At 69.6% G+C, this 23,645-nt stretch carries 24 protein-coding genes; 9 read left to right on the top strand and 15 right to left on the bottom strand.

Going from position 1 to position 23,645, the window contains the following annotated elements:
• Positions 1–10: 10 nt before the first annotated feature.
• Positions 11–1,447 (bottom strand): DUF2252 domain-containing protein, encoded by a 1,437-nt coding sequence (locus CFN17_RS16330; RefSeq protein WP_208748787.1) that lies wholly within the window; start codon positions 1,445–1,447, stop codon positions 11–13.
• Between the two features lie 329 nt (positions 1,448–1,776).
• Here CFN17_RS16330 and CFN17_RS16325 point away from each other — a divergent pair, with 329 nt between their 5' ends.
• Together CFN17_RS16325 and CFN17_RS16320 are read left to right on the top strand one after the other, a co-directional pair.
• Positions 1,777–2,118 carry a carboxymuconolactone decarboxylase family protein gene (locus tag CFN17_RS16325; RefSeq protein WP_208748786.1) on the top strand — a complete coding sequence of 114 codons (342 nt, stop codon included), beginning with the start codon at positions 1,777–1,779 and terminating at the stop codon, positions 2,116–2,118.
• A gap of 78 nt (positions 2,119–2,196) precedes the next feature.
• Positions 2,197–2,775, top strand: a complete 579-nt coding sequence (locus CFN17_RS16320; RefSeq protein ID WP_208748785.1) for a TMEM175 family protein — start codon at positions 2,197–2,199, stop codon at positions 2,773–2,775.
• 49 nt (positions 2,776–2,824) lie between these two features.
• Here the strand turns inward: CFN17_RS16320 and CFN17_RS16315 are convergent, their stop codons facing one another.
• The 3 genes from CFN17_RS16315 to CFN17_RS16305 all read right to left on the bottom strand — a co-directional run bounded on the left by CFN17_RS16315 (position 2,825) and on the right by CFN17_RS16305 (position 5,612).
• On the bottom strand, positions 2,825–3,184 hold the full coding sequence (locus CFN17_RS16315; protein WP_208748784.1) for a GNAT family N-acetyltransferase: 360 nt from the start codon (positions 3,182–3,184) through the stop codon (positions 2,825–2,827).
• Positions 3,185–3,227: 43 nt separating this feature from the next.
• A complete protein-coding gene (locus CFN17_RS16310) occupies positions 3,228–4,235 on the bottom strand; it encodes a pirin family protein (RefSeq protein ID WP_208748783.1) in 1,008 nt (335 codons plus the stop codon).
• Between the two features lie 78 nt (positions 4,236–4,313).
• Positions 4,314–5,612, bottom strand: a complete 1,299-nt coding sequence (locus tag CFN17_RS16305; protein ID WP_208748782.1) for a cyclopropane-fatty-acyl-phospholipid synthase family protein — start codon at positions 5,610–5,612, stop codon at positions 4,314–4,316.
• A 194-nt stretch (positions 5,613–5,806) separates the two neighbouring features.
• Here CFN17_RS16305 and CFN17_RS16300 point away from each other — a divergent pair, with 194 nt between their 5' ends.
• Complete coding sequence (locus tag CFN17_RS16300) at positions 5,807–6,145, top strand: hypothetical protein (RefSeq protein WP_208748781.1); 339 nt, start codon at positions 5,807–5,809, stop codon at positions 6,143–6,145.
• Positions 6,146–6,286: 141 nt separating this feature from the next.
• Here CFN17_RS16300 and CFN17_RS16295 read toward each other — a convergent pair whose 3' ends face one another.
• Positions 6,287–6,976 carry a sulfite exporter TauE/SafE family protein gene (locus tag CFN17_RS16295; RefSeq protein WP_261792478.1) on the bottom strand — a complete coding sequence of 230 codons (690 nt, stop codon included), beginning with the start codon at positions 6,974–6,976 and terminating at the stop codon, positions 6,287–6,289.
• A gap of 196 nt (positions 6,977–7,172) precedes the next feature.
• On the opposite strand from CFN17_RS16295, the gene CFN17_RS16290 reads away from it, so the two are divergent.
• On the top strand, positions 7,173–7,538 hold the full coding sequence (locus CFN17_RS16290; protein ID WP_208748780.1) for a hypothetical protein: 366 nt from the start codon (positions 7,173–7,175) through the stop codon (positions 7,536–7,538).
• A gap of 17 nt (positions 7,539–7,555) precedes the next feature.
• Here CFN17_RS16290 and ligD read toward each other — a convergent pair whose 3' ends face one another.
• Positions 7,556–8,578 carry a non-homologous end-joining DNA ligase gene (gene ligD, locus CFN17_RS16285; RefSeq protein ID WP_208748779.1) on the bottom strand — a complete coding sequence of 341 codons (1,023 nt, stop codon included), beginning with the start codon at positions 8,576–8,578 and terminating at the stop codon, positions 7,556–7,558.
• Positions 8,579–8,637: 59 nt separating this feature from the next.
• Between ligD and CFN17_RS16280 the strand changes: the two genes are divergently transcribed.
• Entirely contained in the window at positions 8,638–9,327 is a 690-nt protein-coding gene (locus tag CFN17_RS16280; protein WP_208748778.1) for an alpha/beta family hydrolase, read from the top strand.
• Here the strand turns inward: CFN17_RS16280 and CFN17_RS16275 are convergent.
• From CFN17_RS16275 to hrpB, 3 genes are all read right to left on the bottom strand, one after another.
• Positions 9,324–10,553, bottom strand: coding sequence for a macrolide family glycosyltransferase (locus CFN17_RS16275; RefSeq protein ID WP_261792477.1), 1,230 nt, complete (start codon positions 10,551–10,553; stop codon positions 9,324–9,326). The two genes, CFN17_RS16280 and CFN17_RS16275, sit on opposite strands and share 4 nt — an antisense overlap.
• Before the next feature lie 132 nt (positions 10,554–10,685).
• The gene (locus CFN17_RS16270; RefSeq protein ID WP_261792232.1) at positions 10,686–10,898 is read right to left on the bottom strand and encodes a hypothetical protein; all 213 of its coding nucleotides are present in this window, start codon (positions 10,896–10,898) and stop codon (positions 10,686–10,688) included.
• Positions 10,899–11,211: 313 nt separating this feature from the next.
• Entirely contained in the window at positions 11,212–13,857 is a 2,646-nt protein-coding gene (hrpB, locus tag CFN17_RS16265; RefSeq protein ID WP_261792231.1) for an ATP-dependent helicase HrpB, read from the bottom strand.
• A 240-nt stretch (positions 13,858–14,097) separates the two neighbouring features.
• On the opposite strand from hrpB, the gene CFN17_RS16260 reads away from it, so the two are divergent.
• A complete protein-coding gene (locus CFN17_RS16260) occupies positions 14,098–14,751 on the top strand; it encodes a hypothetical protein (protein ID WP_208748775.1) in 654 nt (217 codons plus the stop codon).
• 36 nt (positions 14,752–14,787) lie between these two features.
• On the opposite strand, the gene CFN17_RS16255 is transcribed toward CFN17_RS16260, so the two are convergent.
• Both CFN17_RS16255 and CFN17_RS16250 read right to left on the bottom strand, forming a co-directional pair.
• Positions 14,788–15,513, bottom strand: coding sequence for an anti-sigma factor (locus CFN17_RS16255; RefSeq protein ID WP_208748774.1), 726 nt, complete (start codon positions 15,511–15,513; stop codon positions 14,788–14,790).
• Positions 15,510–16,016 (bottom strand): sigma-70 family RNA polymerase sigma factor, encoded by a 507-nt coding sequence (locus CFN17_RS16250; protein WP_208748773.1) that lies wholly within the window; start codon positions 16,014–16,016, stop codon positions 15,510–15,512. Before CFN17_RS16250 ends, CFN17_RS16255 begins: the two co-directional genes overlap by 4 nt.
• Before the next feature lie 634 nt (positions 16,017–16,650).
• Here CFN17_RS16250 and CFN17_RS16245 point away from each other — a divergent pair.
• Both CFN17_RS16245 and CFN17_RS16240 read left to right on the top strand, forming a co-directional pair.
• Positions 16,651–17,226, top strand: a complete 576-nt coding sequence (locus tag CFN17_RS16245) for a hypothetical protein (RefSeq protein WP_222612641.1) — start codon at positions 16,651–16,653, stop codon at positions 17,224–17,226.
• A 98-nt stretch (positions 17,227–17,324) separates the two neighbouring features.
• Positions 17,325–17,591, top strand: a complete 267-nt coding sequence (locus CFN17_RS16240) for a hypothetical protein (RefSeq protein WP_208748771.1) — start codon at positions 17,325–17,327, stop codon at positions 17,589–17,591.
• Positions 17,592–17,607: 16 nt separating this feature from the next.
• Here CFN17_RS16240 and CFN17_RS16235 read toward each other — a convergent pair whose 3' ends face one another.
• The gene (locus tag CFN17_RS16235) at positions 17,608–17,943 is read right to left on the bottom strand and encodes a DUF1508 domain-containing protein (RefSeq protein WP_208748770.1); all 336 of its coding nucleotides are present in this window, start codon (positions 17,941–17,943) and stop codon (positions 17,608–17,610) included.
• A gap of 721 nt (positions 17,944–18,664) precedes the next feature.
• Between CFN17_RS16235 and CFN17_RS16230 the strand changes: the two genes are divergently transcribed.
• Entirely contained in the window at positions 18,665–19,732 is a 1,068-nt protein-coding gene (locus CFN17_RS16230) for a quercetin 2,3-dioxygenase (RefSeq protein WP_208748769.1), read from the top strand.
• Positions 19,733–19,807: 75 nt separating this feature from the next.
• Here the strand turns inward: CFN17_RS16230 and CFN17_RS16225 are convergent, their stop codons facing one another.
• The 3 genes from CFN17_RS16225 to CFN17_RS16215 are packed head-to-tail and all read right to left on the bottom strand — an operon-like array spanning position 19,808 to position 23,590.
• Entirely contained in the window at positions 19,808–21,046 is a 1,239-nt protein-coding gene (locus CFN17_RS16225) for a DUF3500 domain-containing protein (protein WP_208748768.1), read from the bottom strand.
• On the bottom strand, positions 21,024–22,742 hold the full coding sequence (locus CFN17_RS16220; RefSeq protein WP_208748767.1) for an FAD-dependent monooxygenase: 1,719 nt from the start codon (positions 22,740–22,742) through the stop codon (positions 21,024–21,026). Before CFN17_RS16220 ends, CFN17_RS16225 begins: the two co-directional genes overlap by 23 nt.
• Positions 22,742–23,590, bottom strand: a complete 849-nt coding sequence (locus CFN17_RS16215) for a fumarylacetoacetate hydrolase family protein (protein WP_208748766.1) — start codon at positions 23,588–23,590, stop codon at positions 22,742–22,744. Before CFN17_RS16215 ends, CFN17_RS16220 begins: the two co-directional genes overlap by 1 nt.
• Positions 23,591–23,645: the final 55 nt, after the last annotated feature.

Here is a 23,645-nt window from a genome sequence, read left to right as displayed (position 1 = left end):
TCCCGCCGGCCTAGAGACCCTCGGTGGCTTCGAGGCGGCCGGACCGCACGGCATCGGCGAAGGCCTGGTAGTCCTGTTCGTTCTGGTCGGCGTAGCGTTCGGAGAAGTCCGTGATCGACTCCTCGAATTTGGCGCTCTTGCCCAGGTAGGCCGCGATGGCGATCGGGTCGCCTGACCGGGCATGCGCCCGCGCCAGGGTCCAGCCGCAGACGTTGGCATACACGTTCATGCCCAGCGGTTTCATCGATTCCACAACGGCTGAGCCCTTCATGTCGCGCAGTTGGCGCCAGTACAGGTACCGGTCTTCCTGTTCACCCTTGGTCCATCCCAGGAAGATGTCGCTCGCGGCCTGCATCATCCGCTGCCCCTGCACCACGCGCTCGCCCGGCTGCTTGAACTTGCTCTTGGGCAAGTGGTCTTCGAGCACCGAACGGGTGGCCTCCTTGACCTGGAGGAACAGCGGATCCTGTTGATCGCGCCCCTGGAGCAACGCGATGAAGGCCCTGGTGCCGACGCTGCCGACGCCCACCACCTTGCGGGCGACGTCGATGATTTCGAACCGCTCGAGCAGCCGACGCCGGTCGTCCTGCAACGAGGCCCGGTATGACCGAAGCTGGTGCCGGATCACGCGCTGCAGTTCATCGGCGTTCAGGCCGAACGAGTCGCCCAGCTCCCGGGCGGGGATGACGATCGGCGGCTGGCTGACGATGCGGTACTTCCCCTCGACGAGTTCACCGAGCTTCGAGAGTGCCTGCAGGCTGTCCCGGGTGCGGGCCTTCGCGACATTCGCCCGTGCTGTCTTTTCCATGCCCTCGGCGGCCTTTTTGAGGGCCTTCCCCTTTTGGGTTGCCACGGCCAATTCCATTGTTTTCATCAACTGTTCCTCGGACAGCCGGGCGTACCAGATATCCAGTGTGCCCATCTGCGCGAATTGCGCCATCGCTTCCCGGTAGGCCCGCACGGCTGCCAGGGTCACATCGCGGGTTTCCTGCTTGGTAAACGCGTTGTTGCGCGCCGCGATCGTGAAACTCGCGGCCATCCGCTTGACGTCGTACTCGAACGGGCCCGGAAGCGTCTCGTCGAAGTCGTTGAGGTCAAAGAGCAGCGTCCGCTCGGGCGAGGCGAACACGCCGAAGTTGGACAGGTGGGCGTCCCCGCACAGCTGGGAGATCAGGCCGGCGCGCGGCGTGTCTTTCAGGTCGGCGGCCATGATCTTGGCGGCCCCCCGGTAGAACGTGAACGGCGAGGCCAGCATCCGGCCGTGACGGACGGGCACGAGGTCCTGTTCGCGGGTGAGGTTCTGTTCCTCCAGCAGCGCCACCGGGTCCGGGCGGTCGGGCGCGGGAGCCCAGCCCGTATGGCTGTCGGCAGGCGTCTTCTTCCGGGCGCCCTTGCCCTCGGCGGCACGTTCCTCGACGCTCAGGTGCTTGACTTTGGTCTCGGCCATGATCGGCGACCTCCCTCTGACGTCAGGAACCGCCGCCGGCACTGGTTGCCGTGGTCAGTTCCTGCCGGGCGCGCAAACGCGCATCGGCTCCAGCTATTGCGATTGTGGCCCGCGCACGGCCCGCCGTCAACGCGCCGCCGAAGAAGCGGCCCGCAGTCCGGCGGCGCGGGCGGACGCCTCATGCCGTTCGGGTGATGCCCGGCTCCACGCCACAGGGTTACGTTGGTGCCGAGTCGTCGCGGTCCGTTCGCGCCGCGCCACTCGCCGCACAATCACCCACCACTCAACCACCCGCCACAGAACCACAGAATCCAGATGGAGGCATGACCATGGCCGAAGAAGATACCCCTGTCCTGGACGCCCTGGCCGATATCACGGCCGTGTCAATCGAACGCTCAACCCTGGAGCCGCGCGAGCTGATGTTGGCCCGGATCGCGGCCCTGGCGGCGGTCGATGCCCCGCCGGCGTCTTACTTGCTCAATGCCGGCACCGCGTCTGAAGTCGGCGTCACCTTGGAGGATGTCCAGGGAATCCTGATCGCGGTGGCCCCGATTGTTGGCACGCCCCGGATCGTGGCGGCCTCGGGCAACCTGGCACAGGCACTCGGATTCGCGCTCGCAGTGGTCGAAGCGGAGCTTGAGGCAGAGCTCGGGGAAGAAGCCGAGGGCTAGATCCTTGGTGTCGCAGGCACCGTGGCCGGTGGCGGCCGCCCCTGGCATCGGCCACGATGCCCGACCCGAAGGCGCCACATGAACAAGAACCGGCTGGAGGCCTTCAGTGATGGCGTGCTGGCCATCGTAATCACCATCATGGTCCTGGAGTTGCACGTCCCGGCCGAACCCACATGGCCGGCACTGCTCCACGAGCTTCCCACGTTTCTCAGCTACGTGCTGAGCTTCGTGTACGTGGGGATCTATTGGAACAACCACCACCACATGCTGCATCTCGCCGGCAGGATCAACGGCGGGGTCCTCTGGGCCAACCTCCATCTGCTGTTCTGGCTGTCCCTCTTCCCTTTCACCACGCGCTGGATCAACGATGCCGGTCTGGCACAGGTGCCCGTCCTGGTTTACGGACTGAATCTGCTGCTCGCGGCCATTGCGTACTACATCTTGAAAATCACGCTGATCCGTCAGCAGGGGCGGGGTGGCGCGCTGGACGAGGCCATGGGGCGGGACTGGAAGGGCAAGGGCTCCCCGGCCCTGTATATCGCCGGGATGGCCCTGACCTTTGTGAACCCCGTCCTGGGCATCGCCACCTACGCAGCAGTGGCGGCGCTCTGGCTCATTCCCGATCGTCGGGTGGAGCGGTTCCTGGCGCATGCATGAGTGCACGCATCCATGAGCCGGGTCCCGGACTCCTCAGGGGCCTCGGAAGTCACTGATGGACGCGCTGGGCCAGGGAGTCCCTTACGAAGTCCAGATGCGCGGAAGTGACTGCCGCGACGTGGTCTGCATAGCCGGTGTGCTTTCTCAGGTATTTCTTGATGAACGGGCACACCGGGACGATCACCAGCCCCTCGGCCACGGTCGCGTCCAGGGCCTGCTCAGCCAGCACCTTGGCCAGTCCGCGCCCGCCATATTCCTCGTTGATCACCGTGTGATAGAAAATCCGCTGGCCCGACCTGGCGTCGTCCACGTAGGCGGCCTGCCCGATCACGGACCCGGCGTCGGCATCGGCGTCGAGCACTTCAAAACGGCTGCGCTCCGGGTTGTTGGCAACGGTGATCGCGCTCAAGCGGGTTCTCCTTCGATGGGACGGGCGTTTCTGTGTAGCCGGTTCAGCCGCGCGGCCGGATACGGGCGTTGGGCAGGGCCGGGGCCGGCAGGGCCGCCGGCTGCCCGGGCGGGAACGAGCCGAACAGCAGCGCCGTGTCTTCGCCGGAGTCCGGCACTCCCGTGACCGGGCCGGGCTCCGCGCCGATCTCGGCCTGCCACCGGGCCCGGTAGGCGACAATTTCCTCGTGGCTGCGGCCGACGAAGTTCCACCACATCACGATCTGTTCGCCCAGGGGTTCGCCGCCGATCAGGAGGACCCGGGCTCCGTCGCTTCCCGCTGCCAGGGTCAGGGACCCGTGACCGGTCGGAAGGTAGGCGAGGTGATCTGTTGGCACGGCGTGTCCGTCGAGGGTGAGAGTGCCCGAGTCCAGCAGCAGCCCGTGTTCAAACGACGTGTCTGTGTCCAGTGTCAGTTCGGCCCCGGCGTCCAGGAGCAGTTCCGCACCGAGCAGGGGCGTGTGGGTGGCAACGGGTGATACAGATCCGGCGAGTGCCCCCAGGAAGACGCGCAGGGTCCATCCGTTGCCGCTGACCGGTTCGGGCCGGTAATGCTCAAACGTGGGGGGCATGTGGCGGACGGTGTCCGGCAGTGCCACCCACAGCTGGGCACCATGCAGCACCGTGGTGTCCGGGGTGGAGTATTCGGAGTGGCTGATGCCGCGGCCGGCGGTCATGAGGTTCACTTCTCCCGGCCGCACGGCGGCGTGGAAACCGGCGGAGTCCCGGTGTTCGATCTCCCCGGTGAACAGCCAGCTGACGGTCTGCAGCCCGGTGTGCGGGTGGCGCGGGACCTTCATGCCGCCGGACTCGCCGATCTGGTCCGGGCCGTAGTGGTCCAGGAAGCACCAGGCGCCGATCAGGCTCCGCTGGCGCTGCGGAAGCGTGCGCCGGACATCCATCGCGCGCGGGCCGCCCAGCGGAACCTGCCGCGGCACCAGCAGTTCGACGCCGGCGCAGGTCCCGTCGGTCTCACAAAGGATCTCCTGGGGCGCGACTTCGGTATTGCTCATGATGACAGCCTATCCCCGCGCAGTGCGCCGGTCAGCCGGGACACGGCACCCCGACAGGGCCCGGGCCCGGCACAGGCCTCAGATCCATTCGGAGCGGCGCAAGGGCGGTTCCGTACCGCCTGCCCGCCGCACCAGGACCTGGTTGACCCCGGTGATGCCGGCTTCAAATCCAAGCGCGCTCGCGGCCATGTAGAGCCGCCAGACACGGGCCCGTCCCACGCCGGCGAGCCGGGCCGCTTCCTCCCAGTTGTCCTCCAGGTTCCGCACCCACGCCCGGAGCGTCAGGGCGTAATGGGGCCGCAGCGCCTCAACATCCAGCACTTCCAGGTCCGCCCCTTCGAGCGCGGCCACCATCTCGGCGAGGCTGAGCATCTCACCGTCCGGGAAGACATAGCGGGGAATGAAGGAGTCCGGGTCCGGCGCGGCCGCGCCGGCATTCCAGGAGATCGCGTGGTTGAGCAGGCGGCCGCCCGGGCGGAGCAGTTGCTGCAGCCTGGACGCGTAGTGCAGGATCTGCTCGCGGCCCACGTGCTCTGACATGCCGATGGAACTGATGGCGTCGTACGGGCCGTCGTCGACATCGCGGTAGTCCTGGACCCGGATGTCCACCCGGTCGGTCAGCCCGGCGTCGGCGGCCCGTTTGCGGGCGAGGGCGGCCTGTTCGACCGAGAGCGTCACCCCGACCACGTCGACCCCGTAACGCTGCGCCGCGTGCAGCGCGAAACTGCCCCACCCGCACCCCACGTCCAGCACGCGCATACCGGGCTGCAGCCCCAGCTTGCGGCAGACGAGGTCCAGCTTGGCCGCCTGGGCGGCGTCCAGCCCGGCGTCCTCCGATTCCCACACCGCGCAGGAGTAGACCAGAGAGGGGCCCAGAACGAGAGCATAGAAGTCGTTCCCGACGTCGTAGTGGTGGGAGATGGCCGCGGCGTCACGCCCCTTGGAGTGCCGCCGGCCGTACTTGCCCACGCGTGCTTCTTCCGGCGGCGGCGCCGGGTTGGGTCCCAGCGCACCGAGCCGGACGGCGGTCCGGAGCAGCGCGAAGACTTCACCGGGGGTGGGCGGCCGGAACGGGCCGGGCTCGGTGAACTTCCCGGCCGCACTCAGGGCGGAGAACGCGGCGAAAATGTCACCGGGTGCATCGATGTCGCCAGCCACGTAGGCGCGGCTGAGTCCCAACTGCCCGGGCGACCACAGCATCCGGCGCAGGGCCTTCCGGGACCGGAAAACCACGAGGGGCGCGCCGTCCGGGCCGGCCTCCGTGCCGTCCCAGGCCCGCAGCCGCAGAGGGATGCCCTCGGTGCCAAGGACGATCGCCAAGGCGCCGGCCAGCCGTGACGCCGCCGTCGTGGATGTCGCAGTAGTGGGTTTCACCATGTCCCGTGCCTCGCTTCCCGTGCCACGCCGTCGGCGGTTTGGCGGTACATCGTTGGCCCAAACCGCCCGCAAGCTCAAATCTAGAGGCACGACCCGGGCCGCAACCAGACCCGGGCCCGGAATTTCGGGCCTGGCGGATTTCGGATCAGCGGGACTCTGGCGCCGCCGGGGCACGGTTGCCTATGGTGTGTCCTATGACTGAGTCCTTCTCGTCCCTGGTGGACGCTTTCAAGAATGTGGGTGTCACCCGGGCGTACGGCCCCGCCGTGACAATCGCAGGCGAAGAAATCATCCCCGTGGCCGTAGTGTCCTTCGGTTTCGGCGGAGGCAGCAGTCCCGAAGGCGAGCCCGGCCCCGGCGGGAGCGGCGGCGGGGGCGGGGGCTTCGTGCTTCCGCTCGGCGTCTACGCCAAGGGCCCCTCGGGCCGGATGATGTTCCGGCCCAACACTGTGGTGCTGCTGGCGGTGCTGGCTCCCCTGGTGTGCGCCGTCGGGGTTTCCTTCCGCGGCCTGCTGCGCCGCTCCCACAGCTGACACTCGCCCTCCCGACCGCAGGCGGCTGCGGGTTGCGGGCTACCGCTGCCGCAGCAACACCAAATGCCCAAACGCCGAAACGCCGGAGGCGCGGCCTCCGGCGTTTCGTCCTCGTGTCGTTGTTGGTTATTCGTTTCCTGTTCAGCTCATGACCGCCTGCCCCGCCACATAGGCGGCGATGACGAGGACCAGGACGCCGAAGCCGCGTTTGAGCGCTTTGTCCGGGATGTTCGTGCCGAGCCGCCCCGCTGCCAGCGATGCGATCATCGCCGCCCCGGCGAAGGCCCCGGTGACGGCCCAGTCCAGATGCAGGTCGCCGAGGTGGGCGGTGAAGCCGGCGATCGAGTTGATGACGATAATCACCAGTGACGATCCCACCGTCAGTGCCATGGGCAGCCCCAGGACCAGAGACAGCGCGGGAACGATCAGGAACCCGCCGCCAACGCCCAGCAGCCCGGTCAGAAACCCTACGACGGCGCCCGTGGCAACGGCCTTGGGCAGGCAGCTGCGCCAGTTGACTCCGCCGCCGGGCAGCGCACAGGCACCGCCCTCGGCCTGCGTGGGGCGCAGCATCCGGAGGCCGGCGAGAACCATGATGGCGGCAAACGCCAGGAGCAGGACCCGTGGGTCCAGCAGCCGGTTGACCATGGCGCCGAGATAGGCGGTGGCCGTCCCGGCCGCACCGATGATCAGCGCGAGCCGCCAGTTCACGCCGCCCCGCAGCCGGGGCAGTACCGCGACGGCGGAGGACGCCCCGACCACCACGAGCGAGCTGGGGATGGCCGCGGCCAGCGGAATACCCACCCCGTATACGAGGGCGGGGACGGCCAGGATCGCTCACCTCTTTGTCACCCCTCAAGAGTAATACCCCCCGGGGTATACAGACAAACCGGGCCACCGCTCGTCCCCCGCACGGTCACCGGCTGCCGACCCAAGAATTCCCCAAGCCGGGCAGGACATCGTTGGGTTTTGGGCAGCCCGGGTCCCCGGCGGTCTCTGGACGGGCGTCGAATGGATGTGGTCGGCGATGAAGAACCTCTGGTCAGCATGTGCGGCATCCGTGGCAGCGGCCCTCCTGATGGCAGGCTGCGCAGCCCCCGCCGCCACCCCCGGTGCCACCACCACCGTGACCGCCACGCCGCTGCCGTCGATACTGGTCTTCGACCCGCAGACCAGCGGCAGGATCCTGGCGGAGCGGATCAAGGCCCGCGCCAAGCCCAAGGATCCCGGGGTCACCATCTCCGAGGTCGAGTGCAAGAACTTCCCGGACATCAAGGTGAACACGCACACGGACTGCCAAATGGTGGTCAACGGCGTCAAGCGCGGATACCGGGCCACGTTTACCGAACGCGACGGCCACTACGAGATCAAGGCCCAGGACCTGACCTGGTAGGAGTCCAAGGGCCGCGGTCAGCCCTTACTGCGCGCCCGGCTGGGCTGCACCCGCGGCGGCTCCCCCGGCATCTTCGGGAAGTCCGGCGGGAACGGCAGTTCCCCCAGCCCGGCCGCGAGGTCCCGCTCCCACCACTGAAGGAGAAGGTCGATGGTGCCCGCGCTGGAATGCATGCCGGCCCACGGGTCCCCGGCCGCTTTGAGCCGGTCCGGCACAGTCAGGATCGTGAAGGAATCCGGATCGGCGCCGTCGAGTTCCTCCCAGCGGATCGGACACGACACCGTTGCGTTCGCCAGGGCGCGCGGGCTGTAGGCCCCCGCCATAGTGCGGTCGCGGTTGGCCTGGTTGAAGTCGACGAAAGTCCGGGGACCGCGTTCTTCCTTCCACCAGGCCGTGGTGACCTGGGCGGGCATGCGCCGTTCAAGTTCGCGCGCTGCTGCGATGACGGCGTGGCGTACGTCAAGGAATTCCCTGGCGGGCTCGATCGGGGCGAAAACATGGATGCCACGGCTTCCCGAGGTCTTGATGAAGGCCTCGAGGCCGGCCTCGGCGAGCACACGCCGCAGTTCGTGCGCGACCGGCACGGCCTCGGCGAACCCGGTGCCCGGCTGCGGGTCAAGGTCGATCCGCAGTTCGTCCGGGTTGTCCGGGTTGGCGGCCCGGGAGGCCCAGGGGTGGAACACCACCGTGTTCATCTGCACCGCCCACACCGCGGCAGCGATTTCGTCGATGACCAGCTGGGGATGCGAGCGCCCGCTGGGATAGACGACGTCGACCGACCTGATGTAGTCCGGGGCCCCTTTGGGCGGGTTCTTGGAGAAGAACTGTTCGCCGTCCACGGTGTCCTTGAACCTTTGCAGGGTCACGGGCCGGCCCCCGTTCGCAGCCATGAAGGCATCGCCGACGTCGACCAGGTACCGGGCGAGGTCCAGCTTGGTCAGCCCCGGTCCGGGCCAGAGTATCCGGCCGGGGCTGGACACCCTGAGCTCCCGGTCGCCGCTGGGTCCGCTGACAGTCAGATGCGCTTCTTCCCTGGCCATGGGGACAACGTACGCTCCTGACGTGGGCATTTGAAGAGCGGAACCGGCATGATGGACGCATGAGCTCCCCCGAGTCCCCAATCACCATCGACGTCGGCGGCACCACCGTGTCGGGCGTTTTCGCCGGCCCTGACGGCGCCTTCGCCACCCTGGTGGTCGCCCACGGTGCGGGCGCAGGGATGGACCATCCGTTCCTGTCGGGATTCACGAGGGCCCTGAACGGTCTCGGCGTCGCCACGCTGCGGTTCAATTTTCCGTACCGCGAGGCCGGAAAGAAGTTTCCGGACCGGCCGCCGGCGGCGATCGCTGCCTGGCGGGCAGCCATGGACGCCGCCGCGTCGCGGTCCGGCGGGCAGCCGTTGTGGGCCGCCGGGAAGTCCTTCGGCGGGCGCATGGCCTCCATGGCGGTGGCCGAGGGCATGCCCGCCGCCGGACTGGTGTACCTGGGCTATCCGCTGCACCCGCCCGGGAAACCGGAGAAGCTCCGTGATGAGCACCTGTACGGGCTCACCCTGCCGATGCTGTTCCTGCAGGGTACGCGCGATACGTTCGCCACCCCGGAACTGCTGGAGGCTGTGGCCGCCAGGATCGGGCCGTCGGCCACCGTGCAGTGGTGTGAGGACGGCGACCACTCCTTTGCCGTGGCCGGCGTGAAGCGCGGCGCGGACGAGACCGGGGCGTCCCTGGCGCCCGCGGTGGCGGAGTTCCTCAAGACCCGCGGCGGGACCGCCGGGAATCCGCTGCCCTAGCCGACGGCCCCGAACCTGCCGGCCCCGTGCCGCACGTGCGCTTCGATGGCGTCGGCGGCGGCCGCGGCTCCGCCGGCGCTGCGGACGATCTCGCTCATGGCGGCCACTTTCCGCCGGACCTCAGCGTCGGCACGGAGCCCATCGGCTCCGGCCCGGAGCACCTCCGGCGTCACATCTTCGGCCGCCACCTGCCGGCCGAGTCCCAGCTCCTCCAGCCGGCGGGCGGTGGCTGCCTGTTCAGGCTGCTGCGGCACGGCCAGCATCGGGACCGCGAAGTAGAGCGCTTCCATGGTGGAGTTCATGCCGGCGTGGGTGATGAACACATCGGCTTCGCGGAGCACCTGCAGTTGCGGGAAGAAAGGCCGGATCCGGACGTTGGGCGCCACGGCGCCGAATCCGGCCGGCCCGGCCTGCTCCCCGACGGCCATGGCAACCTCCCATTCGCTCCCGCCGAACGCCTCAAGGCACATCCGGAAGAAGTCGGGCCGGTTATTCAGTGGGGTGGTCCCGAGCGAGATGAAAAGCAGCGGGCCTGTTCCCTCCCGGGCCCAACCGCCGCCGTCGTCCCGGCCACTGACGCTGGGGCCCACGAACCGGAAGCGGTCATCGAAGGTCTCCCCCATGGGCTGGAATTCGCGGGGCAGGAAGACGATGTTGAACGGCGCAGGCGGCCCGTCGAACATCCGCGGTGTGCGCACCCCTTGCTCGGCTGCGAACTCGGCCACCAGCCGGCCCATGGCCATCGCGACTTTCGCCATGTCATCGGCCCCTTCCGGCGGCGGGGCCGGCATCAGTTTCCGCAGCGAAAAGTGTTCATTGGTGGCGTAGGTGGGCATCAGTGCGATGGCCGGGGCACCGATCTTCTCCGCCGCCATGCCGCCGCTGAGGGTCATCGCGTCGAAGCAGACGGCGTCGGGCGGGTCCTGCCGGAGCCGGTCCACGAGGGCGGGAAAGCTCGAGCGAAGGTTTTCGAACACCTCGTTCATGAGCGGCAGCATCAGGTGCGCCTGGGTCCGCTGGCCGGGGCCCAGGGCAGGCAGCGATGCGAGCCAGTTAACGCCGGAAGCCTGGAAGTCCGCACCGGCGTTGCGGATCTGTGGTTCGAAGTCGGCGGCGGTGAAGAAGGTGACGCGGTGCCCGCGGCGGACCAGTTCGGCCACAAGCGGCAGCGTCGGGTTCACGTGGCCGTGCGCGGGAATGGAGACGAACGCGAAGTGCATGGCCATCACTCTTCATACCTTGGCGGGGCAGCGGTTAGGCGGCGTCCCGCGTGCCGGGAGGTCCGCCGGCGTCGTCCTCCTTCATCATGCGCCTGTTGTTCCCGGGGCGCGAGGGCCGGGCGGCCGGCAAGGTGTCTGTCAGCCGCGCTCGAGGGTCAGTCCGTACGGCACTTCGGCGCTGACCGCCACGGTGAACAGTGTCGGGCTGTGGCGCGTGACGAGGATGCCGTGCCGGCTCTCTTCCATGGCGCGGGCACGGGCCACGGCGACGGCGGCGTCCAGTTCTTCGGCCAGGAGGGCTGCGGTCTCTGCCTCGATTTCGAGTACGAGGCCGGCTCTGGTCTTGATCATGGCATGGTCCTTCCAAGGGGTACGGGAATCAAGGGTTGCCGGGCGCCGCGGTTGCAGGCTGCCGGCAGGATGGCTGCGGCGCAGTCCGGAGCGATGTGGTCCGGGTGTGCGGCGAGGGTGGCGGCCCCTTCCGCGGGCCGCGGCCGGCCGGATCCAGTCCGGCGGGCGAGGGAGCAGGATGCGGTTCTCCGCGTCCGGTGCTGGTTCCAGTGTGCCGGATGGGGTGTTTCGCGCGGGTGAAGACTGGATGCCTGATCTGTGACCGTTGGGGAAACAGGAGGAGCGCGCGCGGGTTCGTGGGAGCGGCCGGGCGTCAGGCCCGCGGCTTGGTTCGGGCCGTCGCGGGTGCGGTCCAGGGGTCTTCAGGCCACGGATGCTTGGGGTAACGGCCACGCATTTCCGCTCTGACCTGGGCGTAGGGTCCGGACCAGAACGAGGCGAGGTCATCAGTCACGGCCAGCGGCCGCCGGGCCGGTGAGAGCAGGTGGAACAGGACGGGCACACGCCCGCCGGCCAGTCGCGGCGTTTCGGCCCAGCCGAAACATTCCTGCAGCTTGACGGCGACTACCGGTCGTCCGGTGGCGTCGTCCGCCGCGGGGTAGTCGATCCGGATCCGGGAGCCGCTGGGGACCGCCAGGGTTTCCGGGGCCAGATCACCCAGCCGTGATGCCTCGGGCCAGGGCAGCAGCCGGCTCAGCGGTCCGGCGAGGTCGATCCCGCCGGTCGGTGCCCCGCCTGCCAGCGCTGTGAGTTCCGGTGCCAGCCACTCGTCCAGCCTCCTCAGCAGAGCCGGTTCGGCCACGTCCGGCCACGGCTCGCCCAGTTCCCGGTGCAGGAGGGCCAGCCGGCGGCGCAAGGCCTCTGCCGCGCCGGACCAGCCGATGGCTGCCAGCCCCTCGTTGGCCAAACCGCGGGCAACGGCCGCCCGGCCTTCCTCCGCTGAGGGCCGCACCGGGGTGGACGAGAGCAGGATCGAGCCGAGGCGCCGTTCCCGCCGGGCCGAGACGCGGCCCTGGCTGAACCGCGCCTCCAGCGTCTCGACGAGCAGATGGCGGGCGGCATTCTCAGCGTTCTCCGGTGTCAGAGGCGCCGCCGCCCGGATAACGGCGCCTGTCCCCGCGGCGTCGCGGCCGTCCGCACGCGTAACCTCTGCCACCGCCAGCCATTCATGCCCGGACAGGGGGCTGCCGGCCGGCAGCCCGGCCCGCGTCCCGGATGTCAGCTGGTACCGTTCCGGTCCGTCGCCCGGGACGCGGCGCGCCACCCGGTCCGGAAAGGCCAGGGCCACGACGACGCCGACCGCCTCGCCGGAGCCCGTGGGGCCGTACGGTGCGGCGGCCCCGGGGCCCGATGCCTCCTGCCGTGCGATTCCTTCCATCCGGCGGACGTCCTCGGCCCAGCGCCGGGACCCGGGATCCGTGCCGGTGCGCAGCGCGGCCACCAGTCGCGTGAGGTCGGCGCCCGGGGCGCGCTGGTCCCCCGAGACGGCGGCCACGGCCTCGGCCGCACTGCGCTGGCCCACGATCGCCGCACCGTCCAGGAGTGCGCGGCCCAGCCGGGGGTCCGTGGGGATCCGGGCCAGGACCTTGCCCAAGGCGGTGGCCTGGCCGGCCGGTGTCACGGCGCCCAGCTCCCGGAGCACTTCAACGGCGTCGTCCATCGCGGCTGCGGGCGGCGCGTCCGGCAGGGCCAGGCCGCGGCCGCCGGGGGCGCCCCAGCAGGCAAGGACCAGGGCGGCGCCGGTCAGGTCCGCGGCCGCAATTTCCGGCGTCGGGTGTGCCGGCGCGGCGCCGTAGGCCTTCTGGTCGTAGCAGCGGATCACGGTGCCCCGGCCCTGGCGTGCGGCACGGCCGGCGCGCTGGTCCGCGGACGCCCGGGAGCAGGACACCGTGACAAGGCCGGACATCCCGCGGCCGGAATCGCGCCGCGGCTCGCGCGCGAGCCCGGAGTCGATGACCAGGCGGACGCCGGGGACGGTGAGGGAGGATTCGGCGAGCGCCGTGGAGACGATGATCCGGGCGGCCTCGCCGGGACGGCGTCCGGAGACGGCGCGGTCCTGCTCGGCCGGGGCCGCCTGGCCGTGGAGTTCGAGAATCCCGGCGCGGCTCCGGCTGCGAAGCCGGGCGGCCACGTGGGAGACCTCCCGGGCGCCGGGAACGAACACCAGGGCGTCGATGTCGTGCCCGGCAGCCAGCGCGGCACTGTGCCCCGCCGCCGCGGTGTCGGCCACGTGGTCCAGGAATGCCCGGGTGACACCCCGCTCGTCGAGCCGTGCCGCCTGGGCCGGGGCCCACTCCACATCCAGGGGAAACAGCGCGGAGGGGCAGTCCACCACCGGCGCCGGGCCGCCGTCGTCATCACCTGTTGCCGGTGCACCGATCAGGGCGGCGAAGCGGGGTGCGTCGAGGGTTGCCGACATCGCGACGAGCGCGAGGTCGCCGCGCAGCTGGCGGACTTCGGCGAGCATCCCGACCAGGAGGTCCGTTTCCAGGCCGCGTTCGTGGACCTCGTCGAGGATCACGGCGTCGGTGCCGTCAAGGCCCAGATCGGCGAGCAGGCGGCGCAGCAGGATGCCCGGGGTGACGAACTCGATCATGGTATCCGGGCCGGACTGGCGTTCGCCGCGGACCGTGTAGCCGACCCGGTCGCCGAGCCGGGTGCCGTCCAGGGCGGCGAGCCGCCGGGCGGCCGAGCGTGCGGCCACGCGGCGCGGCTGGGTGACCACGATCCGTGGCAAGCCGGTGCTGCCGCCGGAAGCGATGTTGGCCAGCAGTGGCGGTACCAGCGTCGTCTTGCCCGTACCCGGCGGAGCCTGCACGACGGCGGCGCCTCCCCCGGACTGCAGTGCCGCGGCGAGATCCCGCAAGGACCCGGCAAAAGTCAGGCCGGCCCCGATGGCGCCGAGGTCGAAGACTCGCTTGAGGCGGGCGGGGTCCAGGGGGGCGGTCGGGGAGGTCACGTCTCCATTGTCTCTGCAAAACCCGCGGGCTCCGCACCGGCTGACGGAGACGTCACGAAACGGGGCTGGTGATCGTTCGATGAACATTTAGCGCTTCGGGGCGCCCCGCCGCCGCCATGGACCTAGGCTGAAACGGGAGTCCCTGCCTTGCCCCGGAACCGCCGGTTCCCTGGATGCGAGGCGGTCGAACGGGGAGCTGCGATGTCGTTTGAAAATGCGGGGAATGGAACGCAACGGGTCATGGCGCGCACTCACGCCGCCGGACGCGCCGGCAACGAGAGTGTCCCCGGTATCTACGAGTCGGCACGCCGTGTCGCGGCTGATCGGATGGAACGTCTTTTGGGACGCGCGAGCAAGCGGCTGCGAAAGCACGCCGTGCCGACCAGCCTTGCCGCCGTCACCGCGGGCACCGACTGGGCCACGTGGCATTTCGTCGCCCAGTCACTCGGCTGGCCCCTGGAAAACGAAGATGACGGCACGGCCTTCCTCACTGTCGACGGCCGGATCTGCTTCTACCGCCGTTCAACCACCTTCGGTGGCGACGACTTTGTCAACATCGACACTGTCCTGAGCACGTTCGAAGGCGGCAGCGCCACACGGAAACTGGTCAATCCGAAGGGCCTCATCCCGGCGTCGGGCCGCGTTGTCTCCCTACCTGCCCGTAAGCCCGGGAAGGAGCCCGCTTGGCTGACGGCTCCGCAGCGCCTTGTCGAGTTCACCGACGATCGTCCCGTCCCCCGCTGGCCACGCACTGGCTTCGACAACCTGGTGAACGTGGACTTTGACCGCAAGGGCAAGGTCTGGATCACGTACCCCCGGGGGGACAACCATCTGGGCATCTCGCTCAGGGATTGGCTCACTGCGAACACGGCCCGGCTCATTCCCCTTGAGTGAGGGCAAGTCCGCAACTTCCGGAGAGTCCATCGCGCCTCACACGGGAGCGCTCAGCAACGTGCGCCCGCTCCCGACGGCAACGATGTCGACGCGGCGGATGTCCTCGATCCGGACCGCGGTGGTCGCCGTCGGGGTGGCCGTCGTACCCGGCGTTGCCGTCCAGGTGGCCACCTGCGTGGAGATCCCCCTGGCGTCGACAACCACCAGACCGTACTCTTCCGGTGCGCGATGCCCGCCGGGCCCCGCCGGCGAGGGGATGTCCGCCGGGGACGGCGTGTAGGTGCACTCCCAGTCGATCCGGGTTCCCCACGACTGACCCGTGAGCGTCCCCTGTGCCACCAGCGCGCTCCCCGTCACGGGGGAAAACTTCAGGACCGTTTGCGGTACCGCCTGCGTCTGCACGGCCACCGGGGCGGGGGCCGTGACCGCAACGGCGAGCGCGCCGGAGGCAGCGGCCGCGCCCAGCACCAGTCCGGTGACTGCCAGACGCGTGCGCCGGCGCCCCCGCCGGACCCTTTGCGCCAGTGCAGGAACCAACTCCCGGGCCGGCCGTTCACTCCCGGCCGTCCCGATCGCCTGGGCTTCGTCCGGCGACAACGCGGCCAGCAGCGGCGGCAGCCCGGCGAGTTCGGCCACGGCGGCCCGGCATCCCGGGCAGACGGCCAGGTGTTCTTCGAACTCACGGCGCTCCGCGGACACCAGGGACCCCAGGACGTACGCGGCATCCCAGCTCCGGTACTCATCCGTCCCGCTGTGGTTCATGGCGTCACGCCACCCTCCTGCAACGCCAGCCGCATCGCCTTCAGGGCATAGTGAAGCCGGGACTTCACCGTTCCCTCCGCCAGTTGGAGGCTCTGCGCGATCTCCGCCGTCGTCTCGCGCCGGTAATAGGCGTGGATAACAACGGCGCGGTGCTCGGCGGTCAGCCCGGCCAGGGCATCCGACACCACCCAGCCGTCCAGGATCCGGTCCACCCGGTCAGCTTCCGGAACCTCGGGGAACTGGTCGGTCCGGGCTTCATGGCGCCGGCGGGCACTGCGCCGGTCATCGATCACCAGGTTGCGGGCAACAGTGTAGAGCCACGCCCTCACGGCCGCCTCCGGGCGTTGCAGGACCGCCGGGTGCTGCCATGCGCGGATCAGCGTTTCCTGTACGACGTCGTCGGCCAGCGTACCGTCACCGGTCAGCTTCATGACGAAGCGCCGTAGCGCCGGAGCGTAGGCCTCGTGCAGCGACCGCAGCAGCTCGGCCTCCTGATCGGCCATTTTCCGCCTCCCTGGAAGTACTACGACGCCAGCGGCCCAACGGTTCACCGGTCCCCGCTTCCTTGGGAAACGGGGACCGCGTTGAACCCGCACGCTGCCGGGGCCGTTCTAGCGACAGCCCGGCTGAACACGGCCGGCCTTCCCACCAAGGAGCGCACCATGAAGTTTTCCCGCCCGGCGTATGCTGCTGCCGCGTTGGGCACCACCCTGCTGCTCGGCGCCTGTTTCGCCGGGCCAGCAGGAGTTCCGTCACCGGCCACCGTCACACCGGCGCCGGCAACGAAGGCGGCCCCGCCGCCGCCCAAGGACCCCGCCAGCGTTGTCCCCGCCGCGCCGCCGGCGGTGGCACCACAGCCCCTTCCACCACAGCCCCTTCCACCAAAGCCTGCAGCACCGCAACCCGTCGTACCGGCCGTGCCTGCCCCGGCACCGGTTCCGGCCGTCCGGCCGCCGGCGCCCCGACAGGTGGTACCTCCAGCCGCCCCGGCCCCGCGGCCCATGGTTCCGCCGGGCCGGCCGCCCGCAGGGAACGACCACGACGCCGATAACAACGGAGGACCGGATGACGGTGACGGCAACAGGTAGCACCGCTGGCCGGCGTCGCCCGCGAAACTCCGGGACGCTGCTCTGCGCTGTGTTGCTGGGGACGACGGCGGTGCTGGCCGCCGCCGGTTGCGGTTCGCCGGGCAACCGGGGGCCGGCCGCGCCTGTGTCCGGCGCAACGCCGTTCGCGTGGTTCCGCAGCGGCCCGGCGCCTGCAGGCTGGCAGTCGCTGGAACTTCCGGACGCCACCGCCGTGCTGTCCGTCCCGCCTGAGGCCACACCGGCGCCGGGCGACCCCGGCAGCGTCTCCGCGACCGTGACGGGCCCCGGCGGCGAGCTCAGGCTGTATCTCAACGCCACGCCGCAGGAGGGTGAGGAATCGCAGGCCAACTGGTCCGAGTTCCGGCTGGCCCACCTCACGGGTGAGAACGCCGCCTCAGCGGACCGGCTGTCCTTCCGCGCCGGCATGGCGTTCCGCGGAGGCTCCGGTTCCTGCGTGGAGGACACGTATGTCACCCGCGTCGGCTCCCACAAGTACCGGGAAATAGCGTGCCTCGTTACAGGAACCCGGGGCAGCAGTGTTGTGGTGGCTGCCGCACCCGCCGATTCCTGGGACCTCTACAGCCCGGTGCTGGAGCAGGCAGTGAACGCCTACGCCGCCGAGTAGGCGCATGCCCGGTCAGCGGACGAGGACCGCCAACAGGTTGGAGGACGCAGGGCGGAAGCGTCAGACTGGATCATCTCGATCGCGAAAGTGGGAACCACATGATCAATCTCAAACAGGACGCCGAAGGCTTCATCCGCATGAACCGGCATTTCCCGGACACGGCACTCATCAGCATCGTGTTCACGGACGGCTCAGAGCAGGTCTACACCGGCCGGCGGCTCAACGGCATCTATGACGAAGCCCTGGCAGACTACCGGTTGCAGAACCACTTGGATGCCAAGGGGTACTCACGTGCCCCAAAGAAGACGGTGCACCCGGCCAACAAGATCGATTTCGTTCCGGTGCACGCCGGAATGGTCCCCTAGGCCTGTCCCGGAGTCCTCAGGAGACGCCGACCGCCCCGGCCCCGTGCGACGGGCGGCGGAGGGCCCTGGCGCGGATGCGGAGGTCGTTGTCGTGCACCCGGCGGTCCACGGCGGGAACCGGTGTGGAGGCCGGCCTGGGGCGGGGCGCGGCCGGTTCCGGGGCAGGGCCCGCGGGGCAGAGGTCACTGATGAGGCCCATGCCGGCGTACTCGCGCACGGCGGTGATGCCGGCTACGGCTGCAGGTTTGTCCATGAAGGCCTTGGAGACGGCCAGCACCGCCCCGTCAGGTGCCCGGAGCCGGAACCTGAAGCGGGCATCGGCGTCGACGAAGAGTTCAAATGTGCCTGCCATGATGGTCCTCCCGGTCCGCGGGCTCCCTGTCCGGACAACGTTGCCCTGGAGTGGAAAGGGAAGCTTCGCTGCTGCCCGCTGGTTTGGTTCTGCCGGCTGAACCGATGGCGTCAGCCCGTCTACTTAGTCTTTCTGCGGCCCGCAGACGCCCACAAGGCCGGTCACGTAAATCCTGGGTAAATAGCAGTCAACCGCGCACTGCCGGTGGCACTAGAGCGGCGGCCAGTGGTCGCGACAGTAGCCGCCGCGGCTGGCCGCCGGGATTGCCGGCTGGAACACTCCGTCCCACGACTGCCCGGTGGAATCGTTGTGTTGGGTGTCGTTCCGTTCCGACGGCTCCGTTGCCGCCGCACGGCCCGGATCGCCCGGACACCAGGTCATGACTGAATCATTGGACAACGTACCCCCCGGATTCCTGGCTGCCTGACACCGATTGATGCAGAGCTGCCTGACTGCCTGATTCATGAATGGGGGCGCACCGGCTCGAATCACGGACCGCCATGCGCCTCACGCCACCCTAACCGGGTCCGCTGACGCCGAAATAGGGACTTAGGACCGTATCCGTGGCCGCCCCGGCACTCTAGGCCCGGCGCGGCCACCCGACTATGAAGTGTTTCATCCATTGGAAACGGGAGTCGTCCCGGGGCAGAATCGAAGGCAGTCTTGGGGCAGACCGCGCTCGACCGACAGACAAGGTCGACCCACAGGAAAGAAGGAAGAGATGTCCCTCAGCGTTGAGGAAATGAACAAACAGCTGCCCGTGGCCAACGCGCTGCCGGGCGCTGCGGTCCCCTACTACATGGCCTCCGGGGAGGGCGCCCGCTACGAAATCAACGGGCAGCTCGTCACGGTGATCGCCCGCGCGTCGGACACCGGCGGGATCTTCAGTGCTGCCTATGTCTCCGGCGGCATGGGGGCCGAATCACCGTTTGTGAGCCACACGGTGGAACACAAGACCCTCTACGTGTTCGATGGGATCCTGCACGTCTGGCTTCCCGGCGAAAGCCGCATCCTGACGCCGGGAGATTCCGTGGTGATTCCGCCGGGAACCCCGCACGCCTACCGGATGGCAAGCCACTACACGCGCTTCCTGAACTGGATGACGCCCGGCGGCGCCGAAGCGTATTACGAACGCATCGGGACGCCCGTGGATTCGCACGTCCCGCCGGTGACGCCGGGCCGGAAGCCCAGCCTGCGGGAGTACGCCGACGTCGGCGCGGAATTCGGGATGACGTTTCCGGAGATCGAGCGCGTGGCCCCGGCGTTCCGGCAGGACGCCGGCCTGCCGGCCGCCCAGAGCCCGTACTTCCTCAGCGCCGGCGAAGGCGAGCGGATGGTCAGCTACCAGACGATGTTCACGTACCTGTCCCGGCCGGCGAACACGGGTTCGAACTACTTTGCCGTCCACACCAAAGGCGCCAAGTCGCCCTACATCCCGCTGCATTTCCACGAACAGCACACGGAGAACTTCCTCTGCACGGAGGGCCGGATGTGGATTTATGCCAACGGGCGCGAGGTCCTTCTCACCAAGGGCGACTTCCTGCACGCTCCCGCCGGAACCATCCACTCCTTCGCGTTCGACTCCCACAACACGCAGATGCTCGGGTTCCTGACGCCGTCGGTCTTCAACGGCTTTTTCGAATACTTCAACAAGCCCACCGAGGACTACATGTATACCGAGGGCGGCGAACCCTACATGGACATGGAGGGTTTCGGCCGGGCACAGGCGGAGATGGACCTGACGGTGGTCGGCCCGCCGCCGCAGCGCCGCGCGGCGCTGGACATCTAGGCCGGACTGGCTGCTTTTGGACGTGCGACGACGAAAGCCCGGACTCCCCAAGGGGTCCGGGCTTCCGCTGTTGGCTCAGGAACCCTGTGCCTGGCGGACCAGTGCGCGCCCGTAGTCGTTGCCGTTCGGCGTGCGCATGACGGTGTGCATGTGGAACGGGGCCGGCGTCTCGTTGCTGAGGAACACGCCCGTGTGGTGGTCCAGTTCCATGACCACTACGGGGCTCTGCAGGCGGAAATAGAAGGCGTCCTGCGCTTCCCGGCCGCCGATCCAGCAGAACCAGGTCTCGTCCCAGTGGGCGGCAATCTCCCGGCGCCGGGCAGACCGCGGCCCGTCCGGGAGCAGGGCGATGAAGTCGTCCACGAGGCGGTCCAGGATCCCGCGTGCCGCGGCCGGCATCGCGCTGACCGGAATGCCCTCGTAGGGAATCACGCGGTTGTCCTGGAAGCAACCGGCCAGGTGCCGTTCGTCCCCGGCGTGCAGCCGGCCCGCGGGCATCGCCGGGTCCTGCATGTCCTCAAAGACTGTGGCCTTGCGGCCCAGCGGCCCCGGCAGGGTCGCCATGAGCTGCCGCGCCAGGGCGATGCGCTCCTTGAAGACCTTCACGCCCCGGTGCGGGCCGGCGTCGATGACATCGGGTTCCGCGCCCAGGAACACCGGCGAAACGACCAACTGCGTCCCGACGACCAGGACGTTGAGCGCCACATGGTGCCCGAACAGCTGCCAGCCCCACGGCTCCGTCTCCGACGGTGCACCATAGAGCGCAAAGTTGTAGCTGTACTCGTTCATCAGGTCCGGCAACGCCACCAGCCCGCCCAGGAACCCGTTGATCCGCATGAGGTTCCGCACCAGGTCATAGCCCGCACGGCTCAGGCTCGCCTCCACGACGGCCAGGATCAGCTCGCGGGCTGCCGGGGCCAGCTCGTCCAGCCGCAGGCCGGTGTCGTGCTGCATGAATTCCGGGTTGGCCCAGCTTTGCCATTCCTGGGCGTCCACGGCGTAGCGGAGCCGCCCGGCCTGGGCCGGCGTGAGCCCGGCCAGGAGTTCCCGCGCGGCGGATGCCATCGCTGCTGCCGGGGCCTCCTCCCCCGCCGCTGCGGGCCGCAGCGGGTACAACCCCGGCCGCAGCACGCCGTCGTTCGTCACCCCCGTAAAAGGCTTGGGGTACAGGGCAGCCCAGCCGTGGATCATGGGACCGGCGAAAGCGTCGGTCTTCGCCGCCTCGGCATAGCCGCGGGCATCGAGGCCCCGGATCGCGGCCAGCCGCGGGTGGTCGGGGGGATAGAGATAGTCACGGAAAGTGGGCTCGGACACGCGAACTCCTGTCTGGGTCTTCGGAAGTGGTAGCCGGAGGCCATCCGGCCGCCACGCCAATAGCGGCGGCGGCCTGCACCGGGTCGGCGCCCCGCCAGGCGACGTGCTGGTCCGGGCGGACCAGCACCGCGTCGGCCTGCCAGTGCGTGGACATGGCGGTCCCGTCCCGGTCGGGGCCGACGCCGGCGAAGGCCACGGGGATGCCGTGCACCGCGGCGGCGGCCAGTACCGCCGCGTAAGCCTCCGGGGCTGCCCGGCCGGCCAGGCGTTCCCGGTCCACGAGGAGGGTAAAGCCGGACCCCAGGAGGTCATAGAGCGACGTCGACTCGTCGAGCCAGGCATGCGGCAGCAGCGATCCCGGGCTGGCCGAGGGGACATAGCGGACAGGGTGCTCCTCGGGGACGGGCAGGCCGTCCGGAACGACCAGCGGCGAGGAGCCGTATCCGTACCCGAGCACCAGTCCGAGCGAATCGAACTCACTCTGTTTGACCGCGAGCGCTGCTTTGGCCGCCTGCCGGGCCGCGTCCCCGGCTGCACCGTCCAGGCCGAGGGCAGGGTCCGCGAAGTGATAGGCGAGCGCCTGCCCGTTGGCTGCCGCGTCGCGGATGGTGCGGGCCGCCACGGGCCGCCGCTCCAGTGCGTAGCTGCCGGGCAGCGCCGGGCCGGCCCAGTGGCCGAGGGCGGCCGCGATTTTCCAGGCCAGGTTGGCGGCGTCGCCGATGCAAGTGTTGAAGCCGTGGCCGCCCCAGGGCGGGTTCAGGTGCGCCGCGTCCCCCACCAGGAACACACGGTGGTGTCCGTAGTCCGGGGCGAGCAGCATGCGGGCTGTCCAGGGATCGGTGGCGATGACTTCGACGTCGACGTCGGTCCCCACGAGGGACCGGACGAGGCTTTCGGCCCCGACGGATCCGGTGCCGTCCACGCCCTGGATAATGGCCCACCAGGTATTCCCGAGATCCAGCCGCCCCACCATGCCCGCGACGTCCGGGCCCAGGACCCAGTATTGGACGGCCGGCTCCAGCGTGATCGCCGCGGCCAGGGTGTCCGAACGGAACAGGACGCTGATGTTGGACAGCTCTGCCGAGCTGCCGGCCAGCCGGATGCCCAGGCGGCGGCGCACGGTGGAGGAACCGCCGTCGGCCGCGGCCACGAAGCTGCAGTCCACGTCCTTGCGCTGTCCCGCTGCGTCGGACACCGTCACCCGGGGGCCGTTGCCCCCGGTGGCGTCCAGGTCCTCGACCCGAAGGCCGGTCAGCAGTGTGATGAGGGGGGATTCGCCGGCCGCGTCGCGGAGCACGCCTTCCATGACAGGCTGCGGGACCTGCTGGCCGCATTCCGGCTGGGGCCCGTAGCGGCCCGGGACCAGTTGGAAGGCCTCGCGGAAGCGGGTGACTTCGTGACCGGTCAGGGCGGAGCAGAAGATGACGTCCTGGGCGTAGCCGACCGGCAGCGGCGCGGCGGCGCGGAGCCTGTCGGCCAGTCCCAGGCGGCGCAGGTGTGTCATGGTCCGGGCGTTGGTGGTCTTGGCCCGGGGCCGGTCGGGGTCGATCGCCGTCCGCGGCTCGATCACGAGGCTCGGGATGCCGCGGTGCGCCAGGTCCAGGGCGAGGAACAGTCCGCTGGGTCCCCCGCCGGCGATCAGCACGGGTGTGTGATCGGGCAGGTCCGCGAGGGCCGCGTTGGGGATGGCGGTCATCAGGCCCGTGCCCGCAGTGACGGGGCGCCGACGGGCGTGGTCAGTGTGCCCAGGGTGTCGATCTCCACTTCGACCGTGTCGCCGGGCTGCAGGAGCCACGGCGGGGTGCGGACGTAGCCCACGCCCTCGGGGGTTCCCGTGGCGATGATGTCGCCGGGGTGGAGGGTCAGGGTCTGGCTGATCAGCGCGATGATGGCGGGCACGGAGAAGATCATGTCCCGGGTGTTGCCGTTCTGGACTTCGGTGCCGTTGACCCGGGTCCGGACCTGCAGGCCGTCGCGGAGGTCACCGGCTTCGTCGCGGCTGACCAGCGGGCCGAGTGGCCCGCTGAAGTCGCCGTTCTTGCCCAGGGTCCACTGCGCGGTGAGCTTTTGGGCCCGGCGGGCCGTGAGGTCATTGAAGGTGGAGTAGCCGAAGACGGCCTCTGCGGCGGTGGCTTCGTCGGCGGATTCGACCCGTTGGCCGAGGTAGGCGGCCACTTCGCCTTCCCAGTCCAGTCCGGCCTCGCCGGCCGGGACCGGCACGGGCACGTTGCCGACCGAGAGCGACGCCGTCCAGCGCCCGAACAGCGTGGGGTACTCCGGGACCGCGAAGGAGCCCTCGGCGGCGTGGGCTTTGTAGTTCAGTCCCACGCAGATGATGCGGGCGGACGGCGGGACCGGGGGCACTTCGGTGACGTCGGAGCGGTTCAGTGCCGGACCGCCGTCGGCTGTCAATGCCACGGACTTTTCCTGCCAACCGGGGGCATCGGCCCAGAAGTCCTGCACGGGAGCCAGCGGGTAGACCCGCGGTCCGGCCAGGGCCGCGACCCATGCTGCGCCGTCGTGGATGATGCCGATGTACTGCATGTGAAGGGCCTTTCGGGTTCGGCCCGGGCGGGCACGGTGAGGGAAATGATGATCG

The sequence above is a fragment of the Arthrobacter sp. PM3 genome (assembly GCF_003352915.1).
Lineage (GTDB): Bacteria > Actinomycetota > Actinomycetes > Actinomycetales > Micrococcaceae > Arthrobacter.
This window is presented reverse-complemented; position numbering and strand designations above follow the sequence as displayed.

Excerpts from the sequence above, each read along its gene's own strand:
- CFN17_RS16255 (WP_208748774.1), bottom strand. The coding sequence starts at position 15,513 with ATGAACCACAGCGGGACGGATGAGTACCGGAGCTGGGATGCCGCGTAC.
- CFN17_RS16250 (WP_208748773.1), bottom strand. The coding sequence starts at position 16,016 with ATGGCCGATCAGGAGGCCGAGCTGCTGCGGTCGCTGCACGAGGCCTAC.
- CFN17_RS16270 (WP_261792232.1), bottom strand. The coding sequence starts at position 10,898 with ATGATCAAGACCAGAGCCGGCCTCGTACTCGAAATCGAGGCAGAGACC.
- CFN17_RS16260 (WP_208748775.1), top strand. The coding sequence starts at position 14,098 with ATGGCGCGCACTCACGCCGCCGGACGCGCCGGCAACGAGAGTGTCCCC.
- CFN17_RS16300 (WP_208748781.1), top strand. The coding sequence starts at position 5,807 with ATGACTGAGTCCTTCTCGTCCCTGGTGGACGCTTTCAAGAATGTGGGT.
- CFN17_RS16290 (WP_208748780.1), top strand. The coding sequence starts at position 7,173 with ATGAAGAACCTCTGGTCAGCATGTGCGGCATCCGTGGCAGCGGCCCTC.
- CFN17_RS16240 (WP_208748771.1), top strand. The coding sequence starts at position 17,325 with ATGATCAATCTCAAACAGGACGCCGAAGGCTTCATCCGCATGAACCGG.
- CFN17_RS16235 (WP_208748770.1), bottom strand. The coding sequence starts at position 17,943 with ATGGCAGGCACATTTGAACTCTTCGTCGACGCCGATGCCCGCTTCAGG.
- CFN17_RS16305 (WP_208748782.1), bottom strand. The coding sequence starts at position 5,612 with ATGGTGAAACCCACTACTGCGACATCCACGACGGCGGCGTCACGGCTG.
- ligD (WP_208748779.1), bottom strand. The coding sequence starts at position 8,578 with ATGGCCAGGGAAGAAGCGCATCTGACTGTCAGCGGACCCAGCGGCGAC.
- CFN17_RS16325 (WP_208748786.1), top strand. The coding sequence starts at position 1,777 with ATGGCCGAAGAAGATACCCCTGTCCTGGACGCCCTGGCCGATATCACG.
- CFN17_RS16320 (WP_208748785.1), top strand. The coding sequence starts at position 2,197 with ATGAACAAGAACCGGCTGGAGGCCTTCAGTGATGGCGTGCTGGCCATC.
- CFN17_RS16220 (WP_208748767.1), bottom strand. The coding sequence starts at position 22,742 with ATGACCGCCATCCCCAACGCGGCCCTCGCGGACCTGCCCGATCACACA.
- CFN17_RS16215 (WP_208748766.1), bottom strand. The coding sequence starts at position 23,590 with ATGCAGTACATCGGCATCATCCACGACGGCGCAGCATGGGTCGCGGCC.
- CFN17_RS16280 (WP_208748778.1), top strand. The coding sequence starts at position 8,638 with ATGAGCTCCCCCGAGTCCCCAATCACCATCGACGTCGGCGGCACCACC.
- CFN17_RS16310 (WP_208748783.1), bottom strand. The coding sequence starts at position 4,235 with ATGAGCAATACCGAAGTCGCGCCCCAGGAGATCCTTTGTGAGACCGAC.
- CFN17_RS16330 (WP_208748787.1), bottom strand. The coding sequence starts at position 1,447 with ATGGCCGAGACCAAAGTCAAGCACCTGAGCGTCGAGGAACGTGCCGCC.
- CFN17_RS16275 (WP_261792477.1), bottom strand. The coding sequence starts at position 10,553 with ATGGCCATGCACTTCGCGTTCGTCTCCATTCCCGCGCACGGCCACGTG.
- CFN17_RS16230 (WP_208748769.1), top strand. The coding sequence starts at position 18,665 with ATGTCCCTCAGCGTTGAGGAAATGAACAAACAGCTGCCCGTGGCCAAC.